Annotated in this window: 10 protein-coding genes and 1 pseudogene; 6 read left to right on the top strand and 5 right to left on the bottom strand. The window is 64.0% G+C overall.

Going from position 1 to position 13,051, the window contains the following annotated elements:
• A partial coding sequence (locus P3W85_RS07005) for an FAD-dependent monooxygenase (RefSeq protein ID WP_276264243.1) occupies window positions 1-989 on the bottom strand: 989 nt, incomplete at its 3' end.
• A 248-nt stretch (window positions 990-1,237) separates the two neighbouring features.
• Between P3W85_RS07005 and P3W85_RS07010 the strand changes: the two genes are divergently transcribed.
• Complete coding sequence (locus P3W85_RS07010) at window positions 1,238-1,960, top strand: TetR/AcrR family transcriptional regulator (protein WP_276264244.1); 723 nt, start codon at window positions 1,238-1,240, stop codon at window positions 1,958-1,960.
• 219 nt (window positions 1,961-2,179) lie between these two features.
• Here the strand turns inward: P3W85_RS07010 and P3W85_RS07015 are convergent, their stop codons facing one another.
• Window positions 2,180-2,761, bottom strand: coding sequence for a DsbC family protein (locus tag P3W85_RS07015; protein WP_276264245.1), 582 nt, complete (start codon window positions 2,759-2,761; stop codon window positions 2,180-2,182).
• A 165-nt stretch (window positions 2,762-2,926) separates the two neighbouring features.
• Window positions 2,927-4,123 (bottom strand): acetate/propionate family kinase, encoded by a 1,197-nt coding sequence (locus P3W85_RS07020; RefSeq protein WP_276264246.1) that lies wholly within the window; start codon window positions 4,121-4,123, stop codon window positions 2,927-2,929.
• 527 nt (window positions 4,124-4,650) lie between these two features.
• On the opposite strand from P3W85_RS07020, the gene P3W85_RS07025 reads away from it, so the two are divergent.
• The 5 genes and pseudogenes from P3W85_RS07025 to P3W85_RS07045 all read left to right on the top strand — a co-directional run.
• On the top strand, window positions 4,651-7,404 hold the full coding sequence (locus tag P3W85_RS07025) for a cation-transporting P-type ATPase (protein WP_276264247.1): 2,754 nt from the start codon (window positions 4,651-4,653) through the stop codon (window positions 7,402-7,404).
• 32 nt (window positions 7,405-7,436) lie between these two features.
• Window positions 7,437-8,351: a universal stress protein gene (locus P3W85_RS07030; RefSeq protein WP_017230092.1), complete on the top strand. Its 915-nt coding sequence runs from the start codon at window positions 7,437-7,439 to the stop codon at window positions 8,349-8,351.
• Window positions 8,352-8,672: 321 nt separating this feature from the next.
• Window positions 8,673-8,864 (top strand): hypothetical protein, encoded by a 192-nt coding sequence (locus tag P3W85_RS07035; protein WP_276264248.1) that lies wholly within the window; start codon window positions 8,673-8,675, stop codon window positions 8,862-8,864.
• Window positions 8,865-9,409: 545 nt separating this feature from the next.
• Complete coding sequence (locus P3W85_RS07040; protein WP_276264249.1) at window positions 9,410-9,640, top strand: hypothetical protein; 231 nt, start codon at window positions 9,410-9,412, stop codon at window positions 9,638-9,640.
• A 137-nt stretch (window positions 9,641-9,777) separates the two neighbouring features.
• A pseudogene (locus P3W85_RS07045) lies at window positions 9,778-9,882 on the top strand (IS630 family transposase); the annotation flags it as partial.
• Between the two features lie 136 nt (window positions 9,883-10,018).
• Here P3W85_RS07045 and P3W85_RS07050 read toward each other — a convergent pair.
• Complete coding sequence (locus tag P3W85_RS07050) at window positions 10,019-10,669, bottom strand: FMN-binding negative transcriptional regulator (protein ID WP_276264250.1); 651 nt, start codon at window positions 10,667-10,669, stop codon at window positions 10,019-10,021.
• Window positions 10,670-11,012: 343 nt separating this feature from the next.
• Window positions 11,013-12,917: a reverse transcriptase family protein gene (locus tag P3W85_RS07055; RefSeq protein WP_276264251.1), complete on the bottom strand. Its 1,905-nt coding sequence runs from the start codon at window positions 12,915-12,917 to the stop codon at window positions 11,013-11,015.
• Between the last annotated feature and the right edge of the window lie 134 nt (window positions 12,918-13,051).

Consider the following 13,051-nt stretch of genomic DNA (forward strand, 5'->3'; position numbering starts at 1 on the left):
CACGCAAGGTTGTGCGCATCGGCGGCGCCCGTGTTCAGGCCGAGGCCGCCCGTGGGCGGAAAGCGGTGAGCGGCATCGCCGACCAGAAAGGTAAGGCCCTTGCGATAAGGCTCGGCGATGTGCGCCTGCATCGTCCAGTTCGATAGCGACGTAATGCGCAGCGGCATATCGCGATCGCCAAGGGCGGCGCGAAGCATCCGCTCGCACCGCTCCGGCGGAAAGTCCTTCGGCGACTCGTACGCCGGGTAATACGGCGTCATGAACACCGAGTAGCGCGCCGCATCGTGCACGATGAAGGTGCCCGGCGCCTTGGCCGACAAGACCCAGAAGAGGATTGACGGACTGTCCTTGACCAGGTGCCGGATATCCGCCTCGAAGTTGATGGTGACGAGGTGCGCCAGGTTGGTCTCTCCCACCATCGGCAGCCCCTGGCTGCGGCGCACGCGGCTGCCCGCGCCGTCCGCGGCAATCAGCCACTGGCTGCGCACCCGGTACGTCTCGCCGCTTGCGGCATCCATCACCGAGGAGATAACGCACGGCTCGCTCTGCTCCGCGTCCAGCCATACCTGGCCGAACGCCGTCTGGCAGCGCACGCGGCGCGCCACCTGCGCGAACAGCAGGCGCTCGAGATGGTGTTGCGGGATATTTGCCGTCCGCTTGCTGCTGGCCGCTTCCATCCTGGCAAGAGAGCCGGCGCCGCTGATCTCGATGCGTGCGAGGTCTCCATCCGCCAGGTTGCGCCGCCAGGTCACGAAGCGGGACTGGGCGGAATGCGTGCTGATACCCGCCAGATCCTCGTCCGTGACGCCGATGCTGGCCAGGATCTCCTGCGTCCTGGTGTTGATGACATGCGCCTGGGGCGCGAGATGCAGGTCATCGCGCTGCTCGATCAGCAGCGATTCGATGCCCTGATCCGCCAGCAGCGCCGCCATCAGCATGCCAACGGGACCCGCCCCCACGATCAACACCGGAACTTCCAACTCACGCATACACACTCCCAATATTGCTTGCCGCCACCCGCCGCAATCCGACGCCACGGGATGCAAATTTATACATGTATAAGTCAAACTCAAATCGGTACTTATACTTATATAAGTCCACGCCGCCGGAAGCCGAACACGGCGGATAGCGCGCGGGGCCGCCATCAGGGTGGGGTAACCCCGGGTCGGGACTCCGGCGTATGGGAGAATGGCGGGACCGCCACAGTGAGTGAAACGTGCCCAAGGCAACCATGAGCATGACCGAACCCCGACGCCCCAAGCCCCCCGCGCGCAAGCGCGCCGGCGAGGCATCAGCCACAACTGCGGGCGCCGCCCGGTCCACCGAGGTATCGGGGCGGCAACGGCTGATCGAGGCGGCCGAAATGGAGTTCGGGCAGAAGGGGTATGACGGCGCCTCCGTCCTGTCGATCGCCAACCGTGCCGGCGTGAAGCAACCCCTGCTGAATTACCACTTTGGCGGCAAGGAAGGCCTCTGGCGCGCGGTGGTCGAAAGCGCTTACACGGAGCCTCTCAAGGCATCAACGCTGGCCTCGGAGGCGCTCGACGATGCCGACCCGCTTACCCGCCTGCGGGCCACGCTGCGGGTTTTCGCGGTCAACAATATCCGTCATCCGGCAGCGCACGCCCTGGTCGTCATGGAAGTGGCGCAAGCCAGTCCAAGGCTGGACTGGCTGGTGGAGAATTACATGAAGCCGTTTCACGACAAGCTCGACGCGCTCATCGCCGACTGCCACGCGGCCGGGCTGCTGAAGCCCTACCCGCGCGAACACGCCAGCATCATGATGACCGGCATGCTCACGGCCATTCAATCCGCCACGCATCTGGCAAAGCGGGTCTATGGCGTCGGACCGATGACCGCCGAACAGACGGAGCGGCACGCGGAGCAGGCCATCGATGCGCTGCTGAACGGCATGCTGGTTCGCCGCGACCATCGCGATTCCGGCAAGAAGCGCGGTTGAATTTTCATAAACCATTGATTTTGAATGGTTTATGGCACTCCCCAGATTCCAGCCGGCCGACCAGCCGCCCCGGTTCAGCCGGTAGTCTGCTTCCGTCGCGTTAGGGCGTTCGGGGCGTCCGGTTTGGCACATGGAGGCCACATGAACCAATGGGCGACTGCGTAGGTGGAAGCAATGCGAGCCGCGAAGTCCATGGCCAGCTGCCCGATGGACGGGCACTCATAAGCCGAGTTCCGATTCGAGTGCCTGGGTGGTCAATGATCCTTCGAAGACTTTGGTTTCTCCAGATTTCCCCTGGAACACAACGAACGGAACACTGGTCAGATTCAGGCGGCGAAAGAACTCAGTATTGACGCCAACCTGGCGCATCGCAGACTCGGGAATCGCCCCGCTTGCAACGTCCAGGCCACCTTTTCGGGATTCCAGCAAGGCCTCATGGGCGTCCATCGTGCTGATAGCGTCCTTGCTTCCCAGCAGTGCCGCCCCCTGTTCTGCCGAGCGATCGGGAGTCAGCAGCGCAACCGGGATCCATATGAAGTGCACCGTAGAAAACAGAGGCTTGGATGCGCGCCAGAGCTCACCGCAATGCGGGCATTGAGGATCAAAGAAGACGTACACCTTCCTGGTGCTCAAAAGATTTCCGGCGCTGAATCCAGCTGTGTTCGTCGCCACCGATTCGACCGAAATCGGCGCTTCCTGGCGAGCATTGTTCTGTGGCGCAGTGCTCTCCACCTGTTTGCCGCAGCCGCCAATCATGATGGCTAATCCGGCAAGGATGGCTAATGTGCGTCTTCTTTCCATGAGATCTCTTTGGGCTGACGGCGAAATGAATGCTCGTGCATTATAGGCGGCAGCATGCCAAGCCGTGCTTGCTCGCCCCCCAAGGCCGACCTGAAACGCAGGACGCACACCCGCTCGATACGCCAGACGCCAGCATCGGCCGGCGCAGCGGGAGCGTCGAGGGCCTCACGTCGAGACCGACCCGCGCCACACCGCGATCGCTTGCCTGGCCGCCACCCATTCCTCGTTGGTCGCCTCGACGCCCACCGTGACCTGACTGTCGCCCGACGAGATGACGCAGGCGTGCCGGCCATTTTCCACCTCGTCAAGGGTCAAGCCGAGATAGCCGAGCCCTGCGCAGACCCGGCGCCGGATTTCGACGCTGTTCTCACCGATACCCGCCGTGAACACCAGCAAGTCGAGCCCGCCCAGCACCGCCACCAGCGCGCCGATTTCACGCACAATGCGGCGCACGTACAGCGCGAGGGCATCCCGCGCCCGCTCGTCCGAAGCTTCGCGTTCCAGCAGCACGCGCGGTTCGGGCGATATGCCCGATAGGCCCAGCAGTCCTGATTCGTGGTACAGCATGTGCCCTACCTGCTTCAGCGAGAGCTTCTCGATTTCCATCAGGTACAGCACCGCTCCCGGGTCGAGCGCGCCACAGCGCGTGCCCATCATCAGGCCGTCCAGCGCCGAAAAACCCATCGTGGTAGCGACGCTCTCCAAGCCCTGCATCGCGCACAGACTGGCACCGCTGCCCAGGTGGGCGACGATGGTGCGACCGCACGCCGCCTCTCCATGGCGCTCGGCCAAAACCTCGGCCATGTAGGCATACGACAAGCCATGGAAACCATAGCGGCGCAACCCACGGTCCCAGGCCGCGTGGGATAGCGGCAGCAGCTGTTCGATCTTCGGCAAAGTATGGTGGAATGCCGTGTCGAAACAGGCCACCTGCGGCAGTTCGGGCTGTTCGGCAAGCAACACCTGTATGGCATCCAGCGCAAAGGGCTGGTGCAGCGGCGCCAGCGGGATGTAGCTGCGAAGGTCCGCCAGCACGCCGGCATCCACGCGCACCGGCGCCGAATACTTGCTGCCGCCGTGCACGACGCGGTGGGCAACGCCCACGATCCGGCGCTTTCCCAAACGCGCTCTCACACGCTCGCGGATCATTTGTAGCGCAGCATGGGAAGGCTGATCCGGATCCAGTTGCACTCGCACCGGGGCGGCGCTGCTTTCGCTGAATTCCGGCGCCGGTCCGCCGATGTTCTGCACCTTGCCGCTCCAGGCCGCTTGCACCGGCAGTGGATCGGCACCCGCATCGAACAGCGCAAACTTGATGCTCGATGAGCCACAGTTCAACACGAGAATCAGTTCGTCGGTCATGGCGGAGATATCCGGTAGTGGTGGGCTGGCGTCAGCGCAACGGAACAGGAAGCCACCCGCGATTGGCACCAATCGGCGCGGATCAGCATGGCCGGACAACACGGTGAGCATTCGCGCGCCGGGCACGATCCGGCGCTGGACGCATGGCTCCCGCGGGCGAGATCGATTGCCGACGACTGGCCTGAAAGCGGTGTCGTTCGTCGGTCCCCCGCGAAGACCCGACGGCTGCGCTGGCCGGCTCGTGGCCGGGCCGCGGAATTCGGCATCAAGGAATTATCGCGGGGACCGGCGCAGTCTGTCGAGGCCAAATCCGGAGAATTCTGATCAGGATCAAGAAGGACCCGCACGCTGGGAAACTCCGGGAGCATGAGGAATCATACTTTCAGATCACGGCTCCACAAGGGCTTGCGGGCAACGCATCGCGAGCGCCAGACCGGGCAATACGCATATTGGCCGGAAAGACTACGGCGACCTCGTCAGGCGCCTTCATTCCTTCCAAGACACGAACACGAGCAGGCCCGATAACCATGACAGATCGCCCGACCTCAAACCTCACGGAAACTTCGCTGCCCACGCAATGGCATACGCTGTCTCAAGCAGAGATCGAGCGGGCATTGCAAACCGGAATGGCCGGCTTGCAGGAAGACGAGTCCCGCCGCCGCCTGGCCCGGTTTGGGCCAAACCGGCTGACCCCGCCGAAACGGCGTGGACCGCTGCGGCGTCTGCTGGCGCAGTTCCACAACATCCTGCTTTACGTCATGCTCGCTGCTGCCATTATCACAGCCTTCCTGGGGCACTGGATCGACACGGGCGTGCTGTTCGCGGCGGTGGTGATCAACGCCATCATCGGCTTCATACAAGAGGGCAAGGCCGAATCCGCGCTCGATGCAATCCGTGCCATGTTGTCGCCGCATGCCACGGTGATCCGCGGCGGCACCCGCCGCGAGATCGACGCCGCCGGGCTGGTGCCCGGCGATCTGGTCGTGCTCGCATCCGGCGACCGGGTGCCGGCGGACCTGCGCCTGGTCGCGGTCAAGGAATTGCGTGTCGAAGAAGCGGCGCTGACCGGCGAATCCATGCCGGTAGAAAAGAACACCGCGCCCGTGCCCGCCGACGCCCCGCTGGGTGACCGCTACGGCATGGCCTACTCGGGTACGCTGGTGGTCTATGGACAAGCCAGCGGCATCGTCGTGACGACGGGCGCCGCCACCGAACTCGGCAAGATCAACCAGATGCTCTCCGGCATTCAAAGCCTGGCCACGCCCCTGCTGCGCCAGGTGGATCGTTTCGGCCGGATGCTGGCCCTGGCCATTCTCGGCGTTTCCGCCGCGACCTTCGTGCTCGGTTCCTGGTGGCGAGGCCATGCGCCCGCGGAAATGTTCATGATGGTGGTGGCCTTGGCCGCATCGGCGATCCCCGAGGGACTACCTGCGATCATGACCGTCACCCTTGCACTTGGCGTCCAGCGCATGGCCCGGCATCACGCCATCATCCGCCGCCTGCCGGCGGTGGAAGCGCTGGGTTCGGTGACGGTGATCTGCTCCGACAAGACCGGAACGCTGACCCGCAACGAAATGACCGCCCAACGCATGGTATGTGCCGGCCATGTGTTCGATATCGGCGGCGTGGGTTATGCCCCGGTGGGCGATTGCAGCATCGGCGGGCACGCCATCGACCCCGGGCATTACCCTGCGCTGGCCATGGCGATCCGCGCCGGCGTACTGTGCAACGATGCTCGCCTGCGTGAAGAGGATGGCTTGTGGCGAGTGGAAGGCGACCCCACGGAGGGCGCTTTGCTCGTACTGGGCGGCAAGCTCGGGGGCACCCAGCACCTTGACGACAAGCTGTGGCCAAGGCTCGATTCCATCCCCTTCGAGTCGCAACACCGCTTTATGGCCACCTACCATCGTGACGATCGCGGCGACCCGTGGATTTTCGTCAAGGGAGCGCCTGAGCGGATTCTCGACATGTGCGGCAAGCAATGGAACCACGACGACGACGACCCGCTCGATGTCGATTATTGGCGCCGCATGGCCACCGACACCGCGGCCCAGGGATTGCGGCTACTGGCGGTGGCATGCAAGCGGTCCGCCCCGGCCGGCGAGCGGCTGACGTTCGCCGACATGGAATCGGGATACACGCTGCTGGCGCTGGTTGGCATCATCGATCCGCCACGCGAAGAGGCCATGCGCGCGGTGCGCGAATGCCATCGCGCCGGCATCCGCGTGAAGATGATCACCGGCGATCACCCGGAAACGGCGCGCGCCATCGGTGCTCAACTCTCGATCGGCGTGGGCAAGCCCGTCATCACTGGCGCCGAAGTGGCCATCATGGACGATGCGGCATTGCGCCGCGTGGCCATGGAGGTGGACATCTTCGCGCGGGCCAGTCCTGAGCACAAGCTGCGCCTGGTCCAGGCACTGCAGGCGGACGGCCAGGTGGTGGCCATGACCGGCGACGGGGTGAACGACGCTCCGGCGCTCAAACGCGCCGATGTCGGCGTAGCGATGGGCATGAAAGGCACCGAGGCAGCCAAGGAAGCCGCCGACATGGTGCTGGCCGATGACAACTTCGCAACCATTGCCACAGCGGTGCGTGAAGGCCGGGCGGTCTATGACAACCTGAAGAAGTTCATCCTGTTCATGTTGCCCACCAACGGCGGCGAGGCGCTGGTGGTGATCGCGGCGATCCTGTTCGAGCTGGCTTTGCCTCTGACGGCGGCCCAGGTGCTGTGGATCAACATGGTCACATCCAGCACGCTTGGCCTGGCGTTGGCGTTCGAGCCTGCGGAGCACGACGTCATGAACCGCCGGCCACGCCCGCCAGGCGAGGCATTGCTGTCAGGCTTTTTCGTCTGGCGGGTACTGATGGTTTCCTTCCTGATGATGACGGGCGCGCTCGGCCTCTTCCTATGGGAGCTTGACAGTGGCACCAGCATCGAGTCGGCACGCACCATGGCTGTCAACGCGGTTGTCATGGCGGAAATGTTCTACCTGCTCAACAGCCGCTTCATTCTCGCGCCGGTAATCAGTCGCGGTGGGCTCACTGGCAACCGCTATATCCTGCTGGCCATTGCCGCCTGTCTTCCGCTGCAAATCGCCTACACCCATGCGCCCATCATGCAGGCCATCTTTGACTCGACCGACCTGTCGCTATTGGAATGGGGCAAGGTCTTGGCTGCCGGCCTGCTGGTGTTCTGCGTGGCCGAGTTGGAGAAATTCCTGATTCGCCGTACCGGCCTGGCTTCTCGCTTGTCCCATTCTCGTTTATCCCATATGTGAGCTGCTCAAACACGCCAAAAGGAGAGACCCCCATGACTGAAACCTATCTTGCAGGAACCACGCCGGACCGGCTTTTGCTGGCCACCGATTTCAGCGCGCGCTGCGATCGCGCGCTTGACCGGGCCGCGCAACTGGCCAGCGAGTGGCGGGCCGAACTGGTCGTGCTGAAAGTGCTCGAGCCTGCCGCATCGGCCGACCTGGCATTGGCCTGGGCCGGAGGCAGAGCCAGCGATGAACCGCTCCTGCACCTGGCGCGACAACAGCTCGTCCGTGATCTGTCGGGGATGAACGTCCCCGCGACATTGCACACCGCGTGGAGCAACGATGCGGCCGCCGCCATCCGGACCACGGCCATCGGCGCCCATGCTGGCATGGTGGTCACCGGCGTCTCGCGCAATGAAATCACGGGGCGCTTCCTGGCCGGCTCGACCGTCGAGCGCCTGGCGCGCTCGCTGCCGCAACCCTTGCTGGTGGTGCGCTATCGAGCGCACGCATCGTATCAGCGGATCGTGGTGGCGAGCGATTTCTCAGCGTCGTCCAGCCGTGCCCTGCAAGCCGCGGCACGGCTATTTCCGGGACGGGAGCTTATCCTCTATCACGCTGATGACATGCCAATGTCCAGCCTCGTCAAAGGCCTACCCTCCAGCCTCGTCGAAGGTATACCCAGCTCCCCCATCGGCCTCGACAAGCAGCGAGCCGAGTGTAGTGCCTTCCTCGCGGCCACCGGACTCCCCGCCCATGTCAAAGTCCGCCCCGTCATCGAACGCGGCGCAGTCGAAACCGCCCTGACCCAATATGTCCGGCAGCACGACATCGACCTGGTAGTGATGGGAACCCAGGGCCGCGGCGCAATCATGAGCCTGCTGCTTGGCAGCACGGCGGCCAAACTGCTGGATTGGCTACCTTGCGACACGCTGCTGGTACGCGAGCCACGGGCCAACGAATGACGACAGGATGCGACGCCATGTCCATGTATATGGCGTTCGCGTGGTCACGGGCCGGGAATCTTCGGCAAGCCTGGCCTGAGCGCGCTGCCAGGATCCGCCCATGGTCTTCAGTAGCGTCGAGCCATTGAGCCTCAGATAAATCCGCATGCACACTCCAGGAAGATTCTCATTCAGTTTGCGCCCCATCCAGGTTAAAAGTCTCCCTGATGTGCGTGCCGTGGAAACAACGGCGCACCATCCTGTGCACTGAGTCCCCAAACCAAGGAGCGGTGATTGCGCGCTCGCTGGCGCGTTTCAACCACTTCGCAATGGCAGCGGAACATGGAAGACATTGAAAAGCTGATTGAGACCCTGGCGCTTTGCGTTCCGCAACTGGACCGCTTGCGCAACCGGACCTTCCGGACGGCGATCGCGATGCCTCGAAGCACGACGCTCCGCCGACCTTCGATCACCCTGTGGCCACCTGGCAAGGCACGCGCGACGGGCGCAGTTACCGCAGCCGCTTGGGCGTAGCCACTCCTGGAGTACGGGAGCCTAGTGTTTCGGGATTCGGTCACGCGATGGGGGCATGCCTGGGACCACAAATGGACATACCGTTCAGCGAGCTGAAGCCGATCCTGAGACCAGAAGCAGACAAGTACCTGGCGCCTGGCGTGGAATCCGCGCGCTGAGGCTGCCTGCCGTGGCCGCCAGGCGCCGCATCGACTGACGCGACAAATGCAGTTGCTTCTTGCAGCGCCCATGCGTAGGCATAGCTGCGCTCACCCACAAGAACAGAGATTTCTCATCAGTTTCAAGAGAATTCCTACATCCGGGCGACGCACATATAGGGCATCATTTGGCCCTGCCAAATTCCAGGGAGCCCCGCCCTTGTGACGCGTTCCACCGCTATTGCGGAATGGATCCTGCAGCGTGGCGGCGGATACGGTTATTCATGCATAGCGCACTCCACTCTACCAAGGAGAGCGGACACAGGGGCGACGCTATGCGTCGCGCGCTATCCCTCCCCGGCCGGAAGGCCCGGGTCTCCGCGCAGTCTGATGAACCTGATCCGATCCATGCCTGACAGTGCTGAGACCGATACCCCCGGATACAAGGCAATCCGGGAGGCCGCGGAGCTTCTGGAGCAAGAGGCCGGCGCCCTGGCCCGGGGACATGCTCCCTTTGGGGACTGGGGCGCGGATGGCGATGTCAAGGCCGCTCACGACGACATGCTCGCAAAGGCTGACGCGCTGCGCGCCTTGCTGCCAGGGCAAGCCACTGCGGCAAGCGAGGAACCAGCGGCATAGGCAGGAACATTATGATCAAGCGTTGCCGCCTCCATTTCCCGGCGCGCATGAGAACAGTGGCGGCGCCGTGTCGATGGAACGCGCAGCGTGAGGCCTGCTTCGCCGCCTCTGGCGCCACCGCCGGCGAGTGGTCGGCGATCATGCAGCGGCTCGGTTGCGATTCGCGCTTTATCGCACGTTGGTCGCGCCAGTTTCTGGCCGAGCGGCTGGCGGGCCTGTACGCACGCCATCCCGGCAGAGCCTCCGCGCGCGCCGGAGAAGCCGGCTTGAATCGGCCTATCTCGCTCGCATTGCGAACATCCCGGTCATTGGCTTGTGCGACATCAAGCGCAAACCTCATTGATCAGCATTTCCCTTGGGAAACACATTTCCATGCACTCAAATCTTTTCGCAATGATCAATCGCTAGTCTCACCAGAGAAGCCATCTTGGTAGCGTTTTCGGTGCCCTCGGCCATCAGCCCGGTGACGGTGCCCAGCCGGTCCGGCATGGTTTCATCCTGGCTGGCTTTCAACTTGCCGACAAGACGATCAATCGGAATCTCGATACCAACCACGGCGCGAATCATCTTGTCAATGTAATCCGCTGGTGCATCCGTGACTTTCCATGGGGCGGTCCGTGAGGACTCATTGACCGCAGTGAGCCGGACCAGGATCTCGTACAGCCAAGCCCGATCGTCGATGGCCCGAGCCACGCCATGTGCATGCACGACACTGTAGTTCCAGGTCGGAACCACCTTGCCGTCTTCGAGCTTGGATGGATACCACCCCGGCGTGATATACGACTGCGGACCTTGAAACATGACGACGGACTGCGCTGATTCCGAAAGCTGCTCCCACACTCGATTGGCCCGCGAGACGTGGCCGAGGAGCGTCCCGGACTGGCCCCTAGACCTATCCAGCACAAAGGGAATGTGATTGGCGACAAGGCCCTCATCGGTGGGGGTGACCCATGCACCCAAGGGGTAAGCATCTATTAATGCATGCGCTTCATGGCAGTCAGGCATCGCATGGTATTTTGGTATGTACACAAAAACTCCCGTGATATGGATGAGCCGATGGCACGGCGCCGCGAGTGCTTGGCTTAGATAACTGTATATTGCTTGGCGGGCAGGTTAGCGGCTTTGAATCGCTTCGACCTATATTGGCGCTTGGGCCCTGGATCAATGCCGCAAGAACTCTGTCGCTGGACGGCAGGAGTATAGGCTAGGCTCATCAAAACCTAGCCCGATCGCGGACGCGCCCAGCCCGGGGAGTCCCCTACTCCCGGCAGGCAGTGTCAGCGGAAGGCACGTGCTCCCCAATGGGCGCTGCCCGTGATGGCGTTCACACACGGACAGCAAGCACCGCCGGGACCCTATCACAGGCGTGTCGTCAGTCTCCGCGCAGAAGGTAGGAGACGCTTGCAATGCCAGCCAGAACGACAAGAAAGGGCTTCCAGCGCTGGCGGCGCAGATAATAGGCCGCCACCAGATAGACCAGCCCGGCGAGGGTGACGAGGTTGCTGCGCGTGACCGCGCCGGTCAGCCATACCACGATCATTTGCAACCAATAGATCCCGCGCATGCGCGATGGCGGCATTGCTGCGTCATCCGCCGCGGCGGTTTGGACGTCCCCCTCTCCAACCGGATCGGCAGCGCGACGTTCGACACCGGGTGTGGCCGGCAAAGCTTCGGCCTCCGCGCGTTGCCGCTCTTCGGCCGCTGCCCGCCGCCGCGCGGCACGCTCCTCGCGCATCTCGCCATCGGTACGCTGGCGCGCAGGCTCGGGGCGCGGCGCCGGCGTCCACCAGGGGCCCGCAGCCCGTTCCGGCGCCTTGCCCTGAGCGGAAAGCCAGCGGAAGCCGACCGCGGCGGCGGTCGAAGCTGTCGTTGCCGGCCCCACGGGCAATGCCCGTGCGGCTTCCACCAGCGCTTGTCCCTGTGCCGCGTTCACATTGCGCACGAAGTGGGCATAGCCTAGCAGGCGATCGCGGCTTGCCGGTTCCCCTTCCCAGGTGGCCTGCTCCACGCCGCTGCGTTGTGCGCGGTGCAGCGCAGCGCGCAGCGCGCGCCGTTTCCGGCGCGACACGCCGGCTCCGTCATTGACCACCACGCCGGTCACTTCCTGCCGCGCGCCCTTGCGCATCACGCGTTCTTTATCCGGATGCGGTGTGAAGCCTTCCTCGCGCAGCGTCCATCGCACTCGGCGCAGCAGCATCCCCACACGCTGCGAGGCCTCGCCCGAGGCGGAGAAGCTCAGATCGTCCGCATAGCGCGTATAGGCAAAGCCTAGCGCATGCGCCACGCCCGCCAGGCGCCGGTCGAGCCGGCGGCACAGCAGGTTGGTGAGCATGGGGCTCGTGGGCGCACCTTGTGGCAATACGCGCTCCCGTGCCTTGCCGCCGACGAAATAGCGCTGGCCATCGACCAGAAGCTCGTCGCAGCGGTTCTCGCTGCACAGCAGCGCCAGCACGGTGGCAACGGCCTCGGGGTAGCCAAGATGCATGAACACCCCCTTGATACGGCCGAAGGCAATGCTGGGAAAGAAGTCCTTCACGTCGAGATTGATGACGACATCCTGCCCGCAGTGCGGCTGCGCGTTGCTGACGATGGAGCGCGCGGGCAGGAAACCGTGCGCAGCCTGGTGCGCCGCTACCTTGGCGAGGATGTTTTCCAGCACCCAGTACTGGGCGCGCTTCAGGCGCGGCATGGGTGCGGAGATGAGGCGTTCGCCTCCGGTCTTCTTGGGCAGCGTGAAGCGCCGGTAATGCGTGCTGCGTGCCACCTCCCGGTGATAGCTCAGGAATTTGAGTTCGGCGAGATCGATTCCCATCGCCTGGGCCAGCGCCTGCGGACTGTAGAGCGCCGGCAGGCCATGTCCGGCCAGGCGTGCGTGGTCCGCGCTGGCCGGTTGTTGCAAGCCGGCCGAAGCGCCAGCCCCCAGATAGACAACTTGCGTTTGCCGTGCCGCATGCCATTGCAATGCCCGCTCGTGGCGGCGCTGTTCACGCGCTCGGGCGTTTTGCTCCCGCTGCGCACGTGCGGCATCCAGACGCTCCTTGCGCATGGCCCGCAGCGCGGTCTCCGGATCGCCCTTGAGCCGCAGCGATTCCTGCAGCGTGGCCAGTTCCTTCATGAGCGCCGCCTCATGCTCGATAAACCCGGCGGCGGGCTGCGGCTGCGCTTCATCGTGCGGCCAGAAGCCCAGGCGCTGCATTTCGGCAAGCACCACCGCATCCTTGCTCGAAGCGCGGATGCGCTCGATGAGATCGGCACGCGTGGGTTGGGGAGCGCTCATCGCTTCTGCTCCGTGCGCTCCGGGGCGCTCCGGGTCGATGAGCCGGCTTGATGAGCTTGATGGGCTTGAGAGAGGGAAGACGATGCAGCGCGCTTCTCGTCGAAGAGCCCGAAGGGCCCACAGGACGGGGGCTG

Origin of the sequence: Cupriavidus basilensis, from assembly GCF_029335485.1 — a bacterium.
Classification (GTDB): domain Bacteria; phylum Pseudomonadota; class Gammaproteobacteria; order Burkholderiales; family Burkholderiaceae; genus Cupriavidus; species Cupriavidus basilensis_E.